The organism is Advenella kashmirensis WT001, from assembly GCF_000219915.2.
GTDB lineage: Bacteria > Pseudomonadota > Gammaproteobacteria > Burkholderiales > Burkholderiaceae_B > Advenella > Advenella kashmirensis.
Window position 1 is genome coordinate 2,066,751 of the sequence record NC_017964.1, and the last position, 17,531, is coordinate 2,084,281.

At 54.8% G+C, this 17,531-nt stretch carries 11 protein-coding genes and 4 pseudogenes; 7 read left to right on the plus strand and 8 right to left on the minus strand.

Annotated elements, in window-relative coordinates; all coding sequences use genetic code 11:
* Positions 1 to 152 precede the first annotated feature (152 nt).
* A complete protein-coding gene (locus TKWG_RS21445; RefSeq protein ID WP_050981581.1) occupies positions 153 to 791 on the minus strand; it encodes a substrate-binding domain-containing protein in 639 nt (212 codons plus the stop codon).
* Positions 791 to 1,168, minus strand: coding sequence for a LacI family DNA-binding transcriptional regulator (locus TKWG_RS21450; RefSeq protein ID WP_014750658.1), 378 nt, complete (start codon positions 1,166 to 1,168; stop codon positions 791 to 793). Before TKWG_RS21450 ends, TKWG_RS21445 begins: the two co-directional genes overlap by 1 nt.
* 228 nt (positions 1,169 to 1,396) lie before the next feature.
* Between TKWG_RS21450 and TKWG_RS09675 the strand changes: the two genes are divergently transcribed.
* Positions 1,397 to 2,365, plus strand: a complete 969-nt coding sequence (locus tag TKWG_RS09675; protein WP_014750659.1) for a Bug family tripartite tricarboxylate transporter substrate binding protein — start codon at positions 1,397 to 1,399, stop codon at positions 2,363 to 2,365.
* A 141-nt stretch (positions 2,366 to 2,506) separates the two neighbouring features.
* Here the strand turns inward: TKWG_RS09675 and TKWG_RS09680 are convergent.
* The 6 genes and pseudogenes from TKWG_RS09680 to TKWG_RS09705 all read right to left on the minus strand — a co-directional run bounded on the left by TKWG_RS09680 (position 2,507) and on the right by TKWG_RS09705 (position 9,493).
* Positions 2,507 to 3,792, minus strand: a pseudogene (locus TKWG_RS09680) (arsenic transporter).
* Positions 3,793 to 3,883: 91 nt separating this feature from the next.
* A pseudogene (locus tag TKWG_RS09685) lies at positions 3,884 to 4,785 on the minus strand (DUF6999 family protein).
* Positions 4,782 to 6,762 (minus strand): annotated as a pseudogene (locus tag TKWG_RS24820) (iron-containing redox enzyme family protein). Before TKWG_RS24820 ends, TKWG_RS09685 begins: the two co-directional pseudogenes overlap by 4 nt.
* Before the next feature lie 15 nt (positions 6,763 to 6,777).
* Positions 6,778 to 7,749 carry a fatty acid desaturase gene (locus TKWG_RS09695; protein ID WP_014750664.1) on the minus strand — a complete coding sequence of 324 codons (972 nt, stop codon included), beginning with the start codon at positions 7,747 to 7,749 and terminating at the stop codon, positions 6,778 to 6,780.
* Positions 7,746 to 8,532, minus strand: a pseudogene (locus TKWG_RS09700) (sterol desaturase family protein). Before TKWG_RS09700 ends, TKWG_RS09695 begins: the two are co-directional and overlap by 4 nt.
* 505 nt (positions 8,533 to 9,037) lie before the next feature.
* On the minus strand, positions 9,038 to 9,493 hold the full coding sequence (locus TKWG_RS09705) for a GNAT family N-acetyltransferase (protein ID WP_041709300.1): 456 nt from the start codon (positions 9,491 to 9,493) through the stop codon (positions 9,038 to 9,040).
* Positions 9,494 to 9,941: 448 nt separating this feature from the next.
* On the opposite strand from TKWG_RS09705, the gene TKWG_RS25965 reads away from it, so the two are divergent.
* From TKWG_RS25965 to TKWG_RS09730, 6 genes are all read left to right on the plus strand, one after another.
* Positions 9,942 to 10,667: an efflux RND transporter periplasmic adaptor subunit gene (locus tag TKWG_RS25965; RefSeq protein ID WP_014750666.1), complete on the plus strand. Its 726-nt coding sequence runs from the start codon at positions 9,942 to 9,944 to the stop codon at positions 10,665 to 10,667.
* Entirely contained in the window at positions 10,628 to 11,143 is a 516-nt protein-coding gene (locus TKWG_RS25970; protein WP_014750667.1) for an efflux RND transporter periplasmic adaptor subunit, read from the plus strand. Before TKWG_RS25965 ends, TKWG_RS25970 begins: the two co-directional genes overlap by 40 nt.
* Before the next feature lie 10 nt (positions 11,144 to 11,153).
* Positions 11,154 to 14,417, plus strand: coding sequence for an efflux RND transporter permease subunit (locus TKWG_RS09715; protein WP_014750668.1), 3,264 nt, complete (start codon positions 11,154 to 11,156; stop codon positions 14,415 to 14,417).
* A complete protein-coding gene (locus TKWG_RS09720) occupies positions 14,329 to 15,801 on the plus strand; it encodes an efflux transporter outer membrane subunit (RefSeq protein WP_014750669.1) in 1,473 nt (490 codons plus the stop codon). Before TKWG_RS09715 ends, TKWG_RS09720 begins: the two co-directional genes overlap by 89 nt.
* A gap of 210 nt (positions 15,802 to 16,011) precedes the next feature.
* The gene (locus tag TKWG_RS09725; RefSeq protein ID WP_014750670.1) at positions 16,012 to 16,437 is read left to right on the plus strand and encodes an organic hydroperoxide resistance protein; all 426 of its coding nucleotides are present in this window, start codon (positions 16,012 to 16,014) and stop codon (positions 16,435 to 16,437) included.
* A 182-nt stretch (positions 16,438 to 16,619) separates the two neighbouring features.
* A complete protein-coding gene (locus tag TKWG_RS09730) occupies positions 16,620 to 17,528 on the plus strand; it encodes a LysR family transcriptional regulator (protein ID WP_148274518.1) in 909 nt (302 codons plus the stop codon).
* The last annotated feature ends 3 nt before the right edge of the window (positions 17,529 to 17,531 follow it).

Consider the following 17,531-nt stretch of genomic DNA (forward strand, 5'->3'; position numbering starts at 1 on the left):
CAGATATCTGCTGGCATTCAGGTGTAGACGGTATGCATTCATCGCCCGCTGCAGGCATGCAGCCAGAGCCTGGCAGAAGAGGGAAAAGTCAGAAGCGCTTCTTGGCTTGTGAGCGGTTTGTTTAGCAGGGCAGGCATGACAACTTGGCTGCGTTAACGCAATGTTGTGCCAGTCACCGGTACTACGGGCAGAACCAATGTATCGAATTCAAAGCGGCCATTTTCCAGTCGCGCCAGCAGGGCCGCACCACCGGTCTGGCCTAACGTATAGGCCGGCGATTGGACCGATTCCAGCACCGGTAGCAGGGCAGCAGTGGTGTCAAATGCATTGAAGCCGGTAATACCGATATCTTCGGGGACTCGATGGCCGTTGTCTGTCAGATGTCGGTAGGCAACATAGGCCAGCCGGTCGTTGGTCCCAATAACAACATCGGGCCGGCCGTGCGTTGCCATGGCGGCATCCAGCGCCTGCTGGATAGACTGCTGCCGGTTCTCGTCACTTGAAATAATCTGGTAATTGCATTTGTGTTTATCCAGTACCTTGCGTAGTCCTTTTACCCGTGCTTCGATTGCGTGCCATTGCAATTGCGGAGTCAGTATGAAAACCCGCTTGGGATTGCGCGCCACGATCTTCAGCGCCAAGGTTTCTGCACCACCCTGATCGTCCTGATTGATAAAACAGCAGTCTGTCAGCGTTTTTCCGGGTTTCTCCTGAAACACTACCACGGGATGTCCGCTGGCAAGTACCTGATCAAGATAACGCCGACGTTGTGCGATACGGCCCGAGAGCATCAGCAAATGGCATCCACTACCGACTCCTTCAACAGGAATGATTTTTCGAAGCTCGCTGGCTCAATCCCGTGCAACAACAGGCCATAGTTATGGTTGCCAAGAAAGTTCGACAGACCGGCAACCAGGTGTGTCGTATAGGGGTCAGTCAGAAAAGTTGGCGAATTGTCGACGATGGCCATGCCGACAATATAATTGCGCTGCGTGCGCAACTGACGGCCACTGCGGTTCGGCCGGTAGTTCAGCTCCCGGATAATGCGCTGGACGCGCGCAACCGTTTCGGCAGATATGCCTTTGTTTATGCCATTGACTACTTTTGAAACCGTGGCAATGGAAACCTTGGCCTGCTCTGCGACGGATTTTAGCGTAATAGGCTTCATGGTCTGCTCGATATCAGAATGAAAAATTATAGCCTACCGTACAGAGACGGGATAGGGATGTGGTTTGCGCCGCGCCCTAATCACCAGAAGCCTGGCAACGATTGTCTCGAAATCGAAGTGCATGTAGATTGAATTCAGATTCAATTTGAATCATAAAGGTCATAAAGCCATACTATTGCATTTTAGGTTCGGTTGGATTATTCTTGCTTTACAAAAGGAGACATAAAAATGATTCAGCTACCACGCATACTTTGCGGCATTCTGCTTACCGCCATCATGAGCGTATTGAATGCGCACGCACAAACCTATCCGGAAAGGCCGGTGGTTCTGATTAATCCATATGCAGCAGGCGGGCCGGCCGATGTACTTGCCCGCAAACTTGCCTCCGAACTGCGCGCCGAGCTGGGCCAGCCGGTTGTTGTGGAAAACAGGCCCGGCGCAGCAGCGGCCGTAGGCACGGCGTTTGTATCCAATGCCAAACCGGACGGCTACACCTTGCTTATGGGCACATCTGCAGGACATGTTGTAACACCTTTGCTGCACAAGGTCGCCTACGATGGCATTGCCGATTTCAGCTTTATCGGAATTGTGACGCGGCAATCGAATATGCTGGTTGTGAATCCGGCCCTTAAAGTGGAGAACCTCAAAGAACTGATCGCGTATGCACGTGACCATCCCAAACAATTGAATTTTGGCTCAGCCGGTGCGGGCGGTGCAACGCATTTGAGCGGCGAACAGTTTATGCGAAAAACCGGCGTCGAACTGGTCCATGTACCCTATAGCGGGGCAGCGCCGGCGCTGACCGATCTGATGGGAGGTCAGGTGCAGCTGGCGTTTTTGAATCTGTCGGCATCGCTCCAGTATGTCAAGAACGCACGCCTGAAAGCGCTGGCGTATGGGGCCGACAAACGCTCGCCCTTGCTTCCCGATGTGCCGACCATGCAAGAGGCCGGAGTACCTGATGCGCAAGTGGCCACCTGGTACAGCCTTGCCGCGCCGCATGGCACACCAGCACCTGTCATTGATAAGTTGAACAAGGCGTTGCTGACAATCAATCGAAAATCTGACTATCAGGCTTTTTTGCGCAGCGTCGACGGCGAAATATTATCGCTGACGCCGGCACAAACCACCGAATTTGTCCGTCAGGATCAGGATGTGATGGCCAAGCTGCTACGTGCTATCGGTAATGCCAAATGAAATAGGACCCAGCCAAACTGCAATGCCGGATTAAAGAGGACGGGGCAAAGGGGTTCGGCCCGGTTCAGTAGCCGGGGAAGGGGAGACCGGCGCGGATAGTATAGCCTGGCACTAAGACAGCGGGGACGGGTCCGGCCGGCATCAGCCCAATTGCAATCGTAATGCCAGCGCAGCAAGCGTAACCAGCAATACCGGCAGTGTCAGTACGATACCCACTCGGAAATAATAACCCCAGGTAATTCTGACACCTTTTCGCGCAAGCACATGCAGCCACAGCAGGGTAGCCAGGCTGCCTACCGGTGTGATTTTCGGACCCAGGTCGCTGCCGATGACATTGGCATAGATCATCGCCTCACGGACCAGGCCGGTGGCCTGACTGCTTTCAATGGACAGGCGCCGATCAACACTGTGGGCAGATTATTCATGACAGAGGAAAGCAGGGCAGTAAGCACGCCTGTTCCCAGGGTTGCGGCCCAGATGCCGTTGTTTGCCAGCAGGTCGAGAATCTGCGTAATATACCCTGTCAATCCGGCGTTGCGCAGCCCATAAACAACCAGGTACATGCCCAGGGAGAAAAATACAATGGACCACGGTGCTTCACGCAACACCTTGCGGGTGCGTATGATGTGGCCCTGGCCGGCAACAATCCACAGGATGAGCGCACCTGCCGAAGCAATCACACTGACTGGAATACCGCTATCTTCGAGCAGAAAAAATCCTAGAAACAGCATGATCAGCACCAGCCAGCCCGTATAAAATGTTCGCCGGTCAACAATGGCTGACGACGGTGCTTTGAGCGCAGCTTCGTTGTAAGTGACGGGAATGTTCGCGCGAAAGTAGCTGGCCAGCACCAATAGAGTCGCAACAACCGATACAAGGTTTACCGGTACCATGATCTGTGCATACCGGGCAAAGCTGATATTGAAAAAATCCGCCGATACAATATTGACCAGGTTCGAGACGATCAGCGGCAAGCTTGCAGTGTCTGCGATGAAGCCGGCTGCCATTACAAATGCAAGTGTGGCTGCCGGGCCAAAGCCCAGTGCCGTCAGCATGGCCATGACAATTGGTGTGAGGATGAGTGCAGCGCCATCGTTGGCAAACAAGGCAGATACCGCAGCGCCCAGCAGAATCACCAGACAGAACAGTACACGTCCCCGTTCTTTCCCCCAACGAGCTACGTGCAACGCAGCCCATTCGAAAAAGCCCGCTTCGTCCAGCAGCAGGCTGATAATGATAATTGCAATGAACGTGGCGGTGGCGTTCCAGATAATCGCCCACACCACCGGAATATCGGAAAAGTGTATGGTGCCGGTCAGCAATGCCAGTGCTGCGCCAAGCATCGCGCTCCAGCCCACACCCAGGCCGCGCGGCTGCCAGATAACCAGAATCATGGTAAGAATGAAAATAGCGAGGGCAATCAGCATAAAGGCGGCTCAGAAACAAATACAGATCCGGCAATAATATGCGGATCGCAAAAATGGGTAATCATAAACTACGACGTACTGCCTGGTTTATTCAGTGACGGGTGCCGGCGCAGTATTTTTTTGCTTCGTACTCGCTTTTTTTCTGAAGTAAAAGACAATGCAGCATTTCCGATGACAGGCCGTGCAGCACCAGCCGGTGTCCGGCACGCAAGGTGGACAAGGGCACCAGCGGGTGATGATTGTTAACCAGCATCAGATGCTCTGGCGCCTGCAGGATCTGGGCCGCGTAGATTCCAATTGTTTCATCAAGCTGTAGTGAGTTGGCAGCCCGCCAGAAATCATTATCGGTCAGCAGCAGTTGATACAGCGGGGTAAACAGCTCAATGGCGCTTTGCAGATCCAGTACATTGCTGCGTGTTCCGGGCATGTCCTGCAGGCGGACGGTCGGTTCGTGCAACATTGAAAAATCCGGGTCGTCTACCGGCCCCAGACGCTTGCCCGCAACAAGCAAGGCCTGGTTCAAACGGATGACGAAGTTGTAGAGATTAATATCATGTTTGACGAAGACGTGATCTCTCAGATCATCTATGGTCTCGGGTTCCAATGGGCTGGTCGACACCGGGGCCGGCGAGTTGGCTGCAATGAATGCCAGGATCTGGGATCCAAGATGAAAATGCCGCAGGATCAGCCAATTGGCTTGCGGGGATACGAAACGCTTGAGCCCCCATACCAGAATGCGATGCAGCAGGGCAGACTGGGCCCAGCGCTTGGCAAAAACGTTTTAACGATCTGGATCAGGATAATGCATAAGCGGGCCAGCGGCCGTAAAAACGGCAACAGATATTGGCGCGAACTTGAACTGGAATCTTCCAGCCAGGCCTGCTTGACCGCATCGGGAAGCGGGGTGCTTTGATCCAGGTAGGATGCCAGCCATGGGCTCGGGTCCTCAGGATTATGTTCTTTTTTCAGAAATTCAGGTTGGTCACTTGTCACGATTCGTACTCTTTTGCGTGATGAAATTGCATGAGATAAAGTGCAGCAGTGCGTCTGGCAGTATCGACGATCTGGCGCTCCGCACGACCACGATTGTCGCAATCGAGCGCAAGTGACACGGCAACCAGCCAGCGTTGCAGATGATGCTGGTCATTATGGCCATGATATTCCAGAAACCGAAATGCGTCGGCCGGTAGCGGCAGGCTCGCCCGAAGCAAGGGCAGCAGGGCAGGGACAATTCGCTGCCCCGTTCCTTCAATAATGTAGATGGCGCCCAGTAGTCCGATGGGGTTTGCCGTATCGGCCAGACCATGCAAATAGGCATTCAGCGCTTCGCCGCCGGGGTTACGGCGTAGCGCATCAATATCCGCTACCGGTCCGCCCGCCTTGCGGTAGTCTGTGAAAAGAATCTGAAAATCATTTTGCTCTTCGCCCGCATGCAGGTTAATCAGGTCTGCCAGCGGCGCGTATTGTCCCGACAGCGACCCAGTAGCCTTGCGCATCCATTTGGTACCTTCGCGCACTTGCGGAATCCAGTGGGCCGTCCAGTTGATATAGTCCTGCGTATCAAAGCGGCGTTCCCGTAATGCGCTGACAAGGGGCGTGCGCCAGACGCGGGAGCGGTAATCGTGCCAAATGGTGGCTAATTCCGTCAGCAACGGGGCCAGGCCTTGGGGTGCCTGTGCCGGGTCGTGAGGCGGTCCGATCGCTTCGGCGTCCAGCGTGTTGGAAAGCTCCTGCGATCGGGCCTGGGTAGCCCTGCGCTCTGGGTGGCTGCAACTGGCCCATCAGACACATACGCATTGGCTGGCTGTGAGCGCAACAGCGTGTCCTGCTTTGGCGAATCGCTTGCAGTTTCTACTTCAAACAGCATATACGCGGTCATGAACCGGCCGGATTCGGGGACATAGCACAGGATCTGATCGCCGGCCGCCAGCATTTTGGTTTGCAGAAATTCAGCCAGCATGATTAGTATAGAGGCAGCGCCCGTATTGCCGCGCCACGCCAGATTACTGAACCAGCGCTCACGGGCAATCGACAAGCCCGCCTGGTCCAGCAGATCTTCGACCACCGGAATGAATTTTTCAGACGAATAATGGCACAGGAAATGGCGGATGCGTTCCGGATCAATCCATTTGTCACGCACCAGCTTAACGTATTCGTGAATACCGATATCGAACAGGTGTGGCAGCAGCCGAATGTCCTGTCGTAAAGCAAGGGCGCCATCCGCTTCGGCATCGGCCCAGGACGGATAGTCAAGGTGGCCACGCTGGCGATCGGCCGACAAGCCCAATTGCATGCAGACCGGATAATCCCCGGAGAACGAACGCTGGTGTATCCATTTGAGCCTGATGCGCAGTCCGGCAAAATTGATGTACCCGATTGTTCCTGGCCCGACAGTAGCACGGCACCCGCGCCGTCGGACAACATCCAGCGCAGGAAATGCGCATCAAAATCGGCATCATAGCCACGAGAGGCGAACCGGGAACGCTTGAACAGGCGCGAGGGCATTTCGCTGGCCACGGCGATACCATGCGTGTGAGCGCCGGCCTGTATACCCTGGGCGACCGCCTGAATGGCCGCTACCCCGGCCGCACAGATACCGTGGATTGATACGGTTTCCATGGGCGGGGCCGACAGCTGGCCCTGGATCATGTTGGCAAAACCCGGCATGAGCGTGTCGCCGCCAGACGAGCCGCTGGCTAGCAGCGAAATATCCGACAGTGTCAGTTGGCCGCGCTGCAGGCAATCGGTCACCGCCGCAGATGCCAGCATGGCATTGGTGTGCGTTGTATTGCCTGCTGAATCGATCGCGTAATAGCGCTGCTTGATGCCGTTTTCAGCAAGAATGCGTTGCTTGATCCGGCCAGAGATGCGGTTAAGCGGTGCGATGTAGTCGTCCATGCGCTCGTTCCCTACCGGGTTTCCAGGGAGAAAGTAGCTGGCTTGCTGCAAAAAAACTTGGTCAAATTGGATAGCATAATCAGGCCGTCAGGAAGTGGGCGGGGGCAGGTGGTCGGTGCGAGTGCACATCAGCGTTTGGCTGCGAAAGCGTGGACTGAAAGTACCCTTGACAAAGGTGCGCATCATATAATTGATTAGCCCGCGTTCAAGCAATGCAGGATGAATTTGGCTGCGATACTGATTCTTATGCAAGTGCGTCAGCAGCGACCAGTGGGCGCGGGAATGTTCGTGATGCGCGGTATGCAGTCCGATATTAAACAGAAGCGGGTTGACCCATCCTTCGAAATTACGGGCATAGGCAAGTGGCAATTGCGTGTTGCGACTGTGTGCCGCGCCATCGGCATGGGCGTGCTGCAAATAGTTGGTAGCCAGTAACCAGTGCAGCCCATGCAACTGCGGAACAATGACAAGCAGCATGGTCTTGCCCGGGTTGATCGCCAGCAGCAGTGTCCAGAGCAGAAACCAGAGTGCGTACTGAAACAAGCAATAGCGCCACACGCCCGGTTGATGACGACGCAGTCTTCCAAGCCAACGATAGATAGCCGGATACAGCACGCCGATTGCCTGAAATGGATGCAGCAGATAGCCGGGCAGGGTATTGGTATCGCCTGCAGCAAACCGATAGGTGCGAGCGATATCCCGTTCACTATGCTTATGCCGGTGATGATTGGCCACATGTGTTGGGAAGAAAACGCAACTCGGATGCCCTTGCAGGAGCGTGATGAGCAAATCTGTACAGCGATTGGCTCGTTTGCCATGCCACATGCGCAAATGGGTATGGTTATGATGGATAACGCCAACGCCCAGCGTCAGAAACAGCAGGATCGGATACAGCACTACAGACAAGCCATAGATCCATTGCCAAATCACGAGTGCCGGCAAGACCAGCAGATACAGCAAGCTTTGCCAATCTCTGGCATATTTCAATCGAGGCAGACCGGATTGCCGTTGATTAATGGGCTCATTTTGAGAGCTTGATTGATTCAGCTGCAGCCTCATGTTGTGCCTGCATCCATCGAATCCGGCTGCTTGCGCTTTGTCAGTCGGTCAATAATAGCGCTTGCGGCATCGGCTTGAAGGCGTGTTCCGAACAGGCGGTCCATGAACGTGAACTGAAAACCGTAATTGCCGCTATAGCAAGCGTGATGCAAGTGATGCCTGCGGCTCGCAGCAAACCAATGAGCGTAAGACACGCCAGGAAAAAAATCATAATTGGCATGGCCAACGCAATTGAAAAACAGGCTGAACAGCGGAACAGAAAATAGCGCCCAGAAACTGAAGTCGTGTAAAAGCATGGGCAATAGAATGACGTTGCCCAACATGAGCGCTTCAATAGGATGAAAACTGTAGGTGGCAAACGGCGTGGTAACCACCGAACGGTGATGTGGTAAATGAAACCGGCGCAGCCGCGGGTATGTAATAGCCTGTGGTTGAACCAGAAATGGATGTCGTTCCAGATAGCAAGAATAAGAATCTCAAGGAATATCTGCCATCCGGAAGGACTTGGATCTAAAGAAGCCCAGCCAGTTGGAGCAAGCCCCAGGGGAAAATCATGCCAATGCCGAAAATAAGTACAGACGAGCCAGACCAGGCAAGCTCATGGCGCAATTGGGCGGCAGTGACCGGGCGCGGGTCCAGAATGCGGCCAATACCCAGCGCTGGCAATAGATACCGGGTCAATATCCAAGTGATGCTACCGAAAACCAGGTAAATGCCGCCGAAAAATAGCAGCCCCCAAAGGATAACTTGCCATGCGGATAGCGATAGAAAGATTTGACCCATAATAATGCGACGCTAATTCTGTGGCTTGTTAAGGTAGTTTGTTGAGATCGCGTATGTATTTGAAAGCATAAGAACGCGTTGTTTTTTATGTTGCGATAATGATAGCCGGTATTGAGGCGTTTTGGTGCAATGCTGCAGGTTGCCATCGGCATATACGATATCGGAACACCAGGCAATGATAACTGGGTGACTAATGCGATCTTGATTGGGTGATGTCGATTGTTTTGAATCTTTAAGCAAGGTGACGTTAGCTGTACGCTGGCATACGTAGTTTGAAGCAAAGTGCCAGGCTACGCATTAAGAAGATTGGTATATGGGTTTTCTGATGGCTACGATAATGACGGGCAGAGTTCATTTTTTGTTGATCTAATATTCGCATAATATATATTATGTAAAGTTATATATTTGGTTAATCCAGCCGTGTATCAATAACTGAATGATCGATGGATATACCATACTCCAGATGAATCAAGGGATAACACCCTGCCTTGGCCCTCTGGAAAGCTTAATCAAAATTTTTGCGCAATTCTGGAGCCAAGCCAAAATCTGTGTGCGCCGTGCCAACCAAAACGTATCCTGCTGACTCGTAAAACAGCTGCGCGTACTCATTAGCAACAACATGCACACTGGTGGCACCAAGTCCCAAGGCGCGCACTTCAGCCGCTCTTAGTAGATGCTTACCGATTCCTCGTCGCCACTGCGAAGGCAATACAAACAGATCTTCCAGCTCGGCTACCGTGGTGTGTTTCCCAGGTATTATGGTTGTGAATCCGACGAGCCTTCCCGCCAGTTCTGCAATGATGACATGATTCAAATGAACTTCAGGCACGCATCGTGCTTCTGGTAGTTCTCGCAGTTCGTCTTTGTATTTCCCCCATGCCATCGTCGAATTGAGTTTGAGAATACCCAGGCCGGGCAGATCTGTCTTACTTGCATTCCGTAAATTAATATGCGCATTCATGTTATTCACTATGTTCAACTTCTTTGCCGAGAATGACGGATCAATCGAAACAATTGCCGATTTGGTCTAATGAGCAAGGAATGTCCTTTAGGGCCATAAGTTGATGGCTCAATCGTACTACTTATATTTGCGTTCTCCGTCCCGTGCATACCCCGATGGCTTGAAAGACAGCGATGCGCATTATGAACGTAGGTGCAAATCGCAAGAAAACGCCTTAAATTCTGTTTTCTACCGAATAAAGCGCAATTTGATCCGATGATACAAAAGTTTCAACTGAAATACTGTGTAATCATGCTACTATTTTTTCGTTTTCGCCTGTTCTGTCTGTCGCTGCAGGCCTGCGCCGCCGTAAAGGCGTGCTGTTGTTCAGCAAAGGCCCGGTAAGCAGACACAGCGGCACGGGGACTGTGAATCCTCCCATCCCCTGCTCCGTTTTTTACTAGATGCCATGATTAAACCAGTCAGTATTTCAACATTGGATCCGCAGCGCCGCTTTGTTCTGACTCCGGTATTGACCTTGCTGATACTGCTTTTGCTCGTCGTGACGCTGGCTGGCTGTTCACCAGACGATGGTACGAACACGCCCGCGCCCCGGGCCGAGGGCCCACCCGAAGTCGGTGTGGTAACACTCAAATCACAACGCATTACCTTTACCACTGAACTGCCCGGACGTACCGTTGCACCAGTCATCGCTCAAATTCGTCCTCAGGTTAACGGAATTATCCAGAAGCAGTTGTTCACCGAAGGCTCGCAAGTTAAGGCGGGACAGGTGCTTTATCAATTGGATCCCGCCGTTTATGAGGCCGAATACGCCGTGGCCAGAGCTAATGTGAAAAAGGCCGAATCTAACTACGCCAACGCCCGAACCGTGGCCAGGCGCAATCGGGAGCTGGTGCGCATTGATGCGATCAGCGCGCAGATAAACGAGACTTCGCAGGCCGAGGCGCAACAGGCGGCGGCTGATCTTGCCGTTGCCAAAGCCCAGGAACAGCGTGCCAGGATAAACCTTGACTACACCCGTATTGTCTCGCCGATCGACGGCTGGATTGAATTGTCCAATGTTACGCCCGGCGCACTGGTCACTGCCAATCAGGATACGCGCTCACAATTGTGCAGAAACTGGATCCGCTCTATGTGCATGTATCGCAGTCATCTGTGCAATTGTTGCAGTTGAAGGACGATATTGCCGCAGGCCGACTACAAGCGACAGCAGAAAATGACGCGGTCATTCGGTTGCGGCTGGAAAACGGGCGCCTGTACCCGCATTCTGGTCGCCTGACATTCAGCGGCGTCACGGTCAATCCTGGTACCGGTTCGATCACCCTGCGAGCGAACGTACCCAATCCGGATCGGGTATTGATGCCGGGCATGTACGTGCGCGCCGTATTGGAAAACAACACGGGTGACCAATCCGTACTGGTCCCGCAACAAGCCGTTACCCGCAGGCCTGATGCCAGCACGGTAGCGTTAGTGGTCGGCACGGATGATAAAGTGCAGGAACGTGCCGTCGTGGTCGGACGCGCGATCGGCGATAGCTGGCAGGTCCTTGAAGGGCTTGCCGCCGGCGATCGGGTGGTGGTGACCGGTTCCCTGCATGTCCGGCCAGGCACTGCTGTGCGGCCGGTAGAAACCACAAGCAAACGGGGTTAGGAATCGGGTTATGGCACAGTTTTTTATCAGCCGTCCGATTTTTGCATGGGTGCTTTCCATTGTTATTATGCTAGCCGGGCTGGCTTCGATCCAGACCTTGCCACTTGAGCAATATCCCGACATTGCGCCGCCCCGGGTCGCCATCACTGCAACATACACCAGTGCATCGGCCAAGACAGTGGAAGATTCGGTGACCCAGGTCATTGAGCAGCAATTGAAGGGCCTGGATAATCTGCTGTATATGCGCAGCACAAGCAATGCTGCCGGACGGGCGCGGATTACGCTCACTTTTGACGCTGGTACGAATATTGATGTCGCGCAGATGCAGGTGCAGAACCGCCTGCAGCAGGCCATGTCGCGCCTGCCCCAGCAGGTGCAAAGCCGCGGCGTGACGGTCACCAAAGGCGGTGAAGAGTTTCTGATGATTGTTTCGCTCTACTCGGATGATGGCAGTGCCTCTCCGGTGGACGTAGGAGATTACATCACCAGTAACCTGGTAGACGTGATCAGTCGGATCGATGGTGTCGGTGAAGTGCAGACACTAGGCACAGGATACGCCATGCGGATCTGGCTGGATCCGCGCAAACTGCTCAGCTATAACATGATGCCGGCCGATGTAACCGCAGCTATTGAAAAGCAGAATGTGCAGGTGTCCGCAGGCCAGCTCGGGTCGTTGCCTGCAGTCAGCGGTCAGCAGTTGAATGCCACGATCACCGCGCGCAGCATGTTGCAGACCGAAGAGGATTTTCGCAATGTGGTCCTGCGTGTTGCGCCTGATGGTGCCGTTGTGCGGATTAGCGACGTGGCACGGGTTGAATTGGGCGCAGAGAACTTGACGATCCGCTCGGCAATGGGCGGCCTGCCCGGCGCCGGCATGGGCATTATTACTGCAGATGGCGCCAACGCAGTGGAAGTGGCCCAGCGGGTACGAGATAAACTGGCCGAACTCGAACCGTTTTTTCCCAACAATCTGAAGACCTTTATCGGCGTTGACTCCACTCCCTTTATCAGTGCGTCCATAGATGAGGTGGTCAAGGTGCTGCTCGAAGCAATGGTGCTGGTGGTGCTGGTGATCTATCTGTTTTTGCAGAATATCCGCGCCACGCTGATTCCTGCGATCGCGGTCCCGGTGGTATTGCTTGGCGTATTCGGCGTTCTGTCGATAGCCGGCTTTTCGATCAATACCCTCACCCTCTTTGGGATGGTGCTGGCCATCGGCCTGCTGGTCGATGATGCCATTGTGGTGGTGGAAAACGTTGAACGCGTCATGCATGAACAAGGACTCTCGCCACGGGAAGCGACGCGCAAGTCCATGCGGGAAATTACGCCGGCGCTGGTAGGTATCACACTTGTCTTGTCGGCGGTGTTCATTCCCATGGCGTTCTTTGGCGGTTCCACGGGCGTTATCTACCGACAGTTTTCCATTACGATAGTCTCTGCCATGGTGCTCTCGGTTATCGTGGCTCTGACGCTGACCCCTGCCCTGTGCGCCAGTCTGCTTAAACCGGTAAAAAAAGGCGAGCATATTGATCCGTCGCACGCCCGCAAGGGCCTGCTGGGCTATCTGGATCGCTTCTTCGTTGGCTTCAATCGCCGTTTTGACCGAACGGCGGACCGGTATCAGACCACCGTGGCCGGGGTTGCCAGGCGGCCCCGACGAGGGCTCATTGCCTATCTGATTATTGCGATCGTCATGGCATTGCTGTTTTTGCGTTTGCCCACTTCCTTTCTGCCACCCGAAGACCAGGGTGCCGTGCGGCTGCAGATCACTTTGCCCGCCGGCGCCACAGATGCTCGCCTGCAACCGATCATGCGTCAGATCGAGCAGTATTTTCTGAAACAACCGGACGTGCGCAGCATCACCAGCATTACCGGCAGAAGCGGCGACCAAAGCTCGGCACGGGCCTATGTGATGCTCAAAGACTGGAGTTTACGGCCCTTGCCGGAACAATCGTCTGCGGCTATCGCCAGAAAGGCCACCCGCGACCTGGCTCATATCCGCGATGCACGGATTATCGCTACCCTGCCCCCTATTGTGCGCGGGCTGGGCTCAAGTTCGGGGTTCAACTTTTTCCTGCAGGACGTCAACGGTCTGGGTCATGAAGCGCTGGTACAGGCGAGCCGCGACGCATTGCGCTTGCTTGGCGAGCGTGGCGAATTGATGAACGTGCGCATTGATGCGCCGGAAGATACCGCGCAGTTTGCCGTGAAAATAGACGATGCCCGCGCTGGTGCGCTCAGCCTGGCGACCGATGCAATCGACAGCACCTTGTCGACTGCCATGGGCGGAACCTATGTGAATGACTTTCTGGATCGAGGCCGGGTCAAGCGCGTGTATGTCCAGGGCGACACACCGTTTCGTATGTTGCCAAGCGATATCGACCAATGGCATGTGCGCAACACGCTGGGCCAGATGGTGCCATTCCCGGAATTCTCCAGCAAGAGCTGGACCTTTGGTTCGCCCGAACTGAGTCGCTACAATGGTAGCCCAAGTCTTGAGTTCCAGGGGGACGCAGCACCCGGCGTGAGTTCAGGTGCCGCCATGCTGGCGGTCGAGGAGGTATTGCAGCAAATGCCGGCAGGCATTGGCTTTGAATGGACCGGCGCATCGCTGCAGGAGCGTATTTCGGGCGCGCAGGCTCCCCTGCTCTACGCGGTTTCCATTTTGTTTGTCTTTTTGTGCCTGGCCGCCTTGTATGAAAGCTGGTCCGTGCCGTTCGCCATCATCCTGGTGGTGCCGTTGGGAATTGTCGGTGCGCTCCTGTTTACGGCATTGCGCGAATTGCATAATGATGTATTCTTCCAGGTCGGGTTGCTGACCACCGTCGGGTTAACCTCAAAGAATGCGATCTTGATTGTCGAATTTGCCAAACAGTTGCAGGAACGCGGACACGCGGTGCTTGAGGCAACGCTGATCGCGGTGCGCCAGCGTCTGCGTCCCATTCTGATGACTTCGCTGGCCTTTGGCTTCGGCGTGTTGCCCTTGGCCATCGGTACCGGCGCTGGCGCAGGAGGCCGTCACGCTATCGGCACTGCCGTCCTGGGTGGGATGATCGTAGGCACTGCGCTCAGTCTCTTTTTTGTGCCGCTGTTCTTTGTGCTTGTACGCAGCTTCAGGCGCAAACGACATTCACATGACGACCATCCTGGCGCCCCTTCATCGGACAGCCTTCTGGCACGACATCATGAGCACATTGATCAAATCGCTACGCAGATCCATTGCACTTGGTATTCCGTTGCTGGGTTTGGTAGCCTGCGTAAATCTTGCGCCTGACTACCATCAACCAGCAGCCCCGGTTGCCGGCGCCTGGTCCCCGGCCGCGAACACCAGCCCGCCGCCATTGACAGCAAACGATCTGGACTGGTTGACGTTTTTTACAGATGCGCGCTTGCGTGATGTGGTGCAGCTAGGCTTGCGACATAACCGTGATTTGCGGATCGCAACCATCAATATTGAACGGGCCCGTGCACAATATGGCATTGCCAGTGCGGACGGATTGCCGGCGATCGGCGTCGATGCCCAGGCCAGCCGTAGCCGCACGCCGGCCAGTGTCGCCAATTCCGGTGCAACGACCTTGTCATCGCGGTATAGTGTTGACCTGGGTCTGACCAGCTACGAGATTGATTTTTTCGGGAAGGTTCGCAACCTCAAGGCCGCGGCGCTGCAACGTTACCTGGCGGCGCAGGAAGCCCGACGCAGTGCCCAGATCAGCCTGGTTAGCGAAATTGCAGCGGCCTGGCTGCAACTCGAAGCAACGGGCCAGCAGCTTGCGCTGGCACGCAGTACGTTGGCCAATCAGCGGAAGTCGCATGATTTGATCCGTCGCAGTCATGCATTGGGCGCCGAGTCCGGGCTTACGTTAGCGCAATCGCAAACCACGGTCGATGCAGCCCGGCTCAAGGTTGCTGAATATGAAACTCAATTGGCGCAAGATAAAAACGCCCTCACGCTGTTGACGGGCGCGCCGGTTGCCGATTCTCTTTTACCGCCTGCCGATTTCGCGCTGCAGGGACGCGCAGCAACGCGGCTGGTCATGCCGCCGGCGGGCCTGCCTTCCAGTGTGTTGCAACAGCGGCCGGATGTATTGGCCGCCGAACATGATTTAATCGCGGCTCATGCGGATATCGGTGCGGCCAGAGCAGCCTTTTTTCCCAGTATTTCACTGTTGGGATCAGCGGGGACGGCCAGTAGTAGTCTTTCCGGGCTTTTTACTGGCGGCACGTTAGCCTGGAGCGTGGCCCCTTCACTGCGTTTGCCCATCTTCGATGGAGGCGCCAATCGGGCCAATCTGGATCTGACAAAAGCGCAAAAAGATATTCTGCTTGCTACCTACGAAAAAGCCATTCAAACGGCTTTCCGTGAGGTGGCCGACGCCTTGGCCGTGCGTGCCACCATCGCGGCGCGTCTGCAATCGCAGCAATCGCTTGTCGCCTCTACCTATCGCAGTTTCCAGTTGTCCAGTGCGCTGTTTACACGCGGAGGCGGCTCGGGTTTTCTTGAAGTGCTGGATGCCCAACGTGCATACTATGCGGCGCAGCAGGAGCTGATTACCCTACAGTTGCTTGAACAGCTGAACCGTCTGGCTCTATTCAAAACGCTGGGCGGCGGCTGGCAACCCATTGCCGTCACTCCACCTACTCCAATGGCGCCGCGCTGATCGCATCTGCGCAATGGCAGCCTGCACCGCCTAGCGTGTCAGGCAGATAGCCCAAGGGGGAACCTGAAGGTTTTTTTGCTGCTTAAATACAGAGCGCTGTACAGCGCATTTTCCGGTACAGGCACAGGTCATCGCCCCAATCGTCTGATCGGGAGTGTTATAACCATAAGGCTAGTTCCTTTCACGCAGTTACCTAAACAGGAGTCAGACATGGCGGTTGAAAAAGTACTTTATGTTGCACACGCAACGGCGACCGGTGGACGCGACGGACGTGCAGTTTCTTCAGACAATGTGCTGGACGTGAAACTGACCACACCGACAGAGCTGGGTGGCGCCGGCGGCACCGGCACCAATCCTGAACAGCTTTTTGCGGCGGGATACTCAGCCTGCTTTCTGGGCGCCCTCAAACTGGTTGCTTCTCGCGAAAAAGTCAAATTGCCGGACGATACCCGAATTGACGGCAGTGTGGGAATCGGGCCCATTGCTCAGGGATTTGGCATCGAAGTCGAGCTGAAAATTTCGGTACCAGGCGTAGAGCGCAGTGTTGCTGAAGACCTGGTCAATAAGGCTCATGTGGTATGCCCCTATTCAAACGCAACTAGAGGCAATGTAGATGTGACACTGACGGTGGTGTAATACGACAGTGCGCTCCTCTACCCTGCCGCGTCATCCATGTGATGCCGCGGCAGTTTTGCTTGAGTAAAAAAAGTTATTGCGCATGGCGGCGATTGCCGCGCCTGACCGCAACGAACCGATGACCAGCCACGATGGCCTGGCTTCTGACTGGGACAATTTAATATATGCAAAAGGCTGGCGGCTTGACGACCAATTCCGACGATCTGCTGACGTTTGTCACTGTCATCGACAGTGGTTCGATCAGTGCGGCAGCCGAGCAACTGAATCTGACACCATCTGCGGTCAGCCGGACTTTGTCCCGACTTGAACAGAGCCTGCAGACAACGTTGCTTAACCGCACCACCCGCCGCATGCATCTGACCGAAGAAGGTCGCTTTCTGCTGGAGCATGCCCGAATCATTGTTGCGCGGATGCAGGCCATGCAGGAAACACTTGCCACCAGGCGACAATCGCCGGCCGGACGGTTGCGAATCAATGCGGCCTCGCCATTCATGCGGCATATGATCGTGCCCTACATTGGCGCATTTCGGCAGCGCTATCCGCATATCCAGTTGCAGCTCAATACCCATGACCTGAATATTGATTTACTTGAGCAAAGCACGGATGTTGCCATTCGGATTGGTGCACTGCAAGATTCGACCCTGCACGCCCGCCCGCTGGGCGGCAGCGCGCTCAACCTGCTGGCCAGTCCCGATTACTTATCCCGCTGCGGTACGCCGCAGACGGTCGCAGCGCTGGACGAGCATACATTGCTGGGCTTTACTCAACCGGAAAGCCTGAATCTGTGGCCCATTAGGCGCGCCGATGCTTCCGACAGACTGATGATTACCCCGGGTGTAGCGGCCTCCAGTGGCGAAACGTTGCGTCAATTGGCGCTGACCGGACAGGGCATTGCCTGCCTGTCTGAATTCATGACGTATGACGATATCCGCGATGGACGCCTGCTGCGGATTTTGCCCATGTTGACAGAAAAGCACGTTCAGCCGATTCATGCCGTGTTTTACCGAAATTCTTCGCTGGCCTTGCGGATTCAAAGTTTCATCGATTTTATGCAGGAGACGCTGGCAGCCCAGCCCTGGAACCGCCGGTAAACG

Coding starts and splice junctions, on each gene's coding strand:
- TKWG_RS09695 (WP_014750664.1), bottom strand. CDS start 7,749: ATGAGGCTGCAGCTGAATCAATCAAGCTCTCAAAATGAGCCCATTAAT.
- TKWG_RS25965 (WP_014750666.1), top strand. CDS start 9,942: ATGATTAAACCAGTCAGTATTTCAACATTGGATCCGCAGCGCCGCTTT.
- TKWG_RS09715 (WP_014750668.1), top strand. CDS start 11,154: ATGGCACAGTTTTTTATCAGCCGTCCGATTTTTGCATGGGTGCTTTCC.
- TKWG_RS09675 (WP_014750659.1), top strand. CDS start 1,397: ATGATTCAGCTACCACGCATACTTTGCGGCATTCTGCTTACCGCCATC.
- TKWG_RS21445 (WP_050981581.1), bottom strand. CDS start 791: ATGCTCTCGGGCCGTATCGCACAACGTCGGCGTTATCTTGATCAGGTA.
- TKWG_RS09720 (WP_014750669.1), top strand. CDS start 14,329: ATGAGCACATTGATCAAATCGCTACGCAGATCCATTGCACTTGGTATT.
- TKWG_RS21450 (WP_014750658.1), bottom strand. CDS start 1,168: ATGAAGCCTATTACGCTAAAATCCGTCGCAGAGCAGGCCAAGGTTTCC.
- TKWG_RS09705 (WP_041709300.1), bottom strand. CDS start 9,493: ATGAATGCGCATATTAATTTACGGAATGCAAGTAAGACAGATCTGCCC.
- TKWG_RS09725 (WP_014750670.1), top strand. CDS start 16,012: ATGGCGGTTGAAAAAGTACTTTATGTTGCACACGCAACGGCGACCGGT.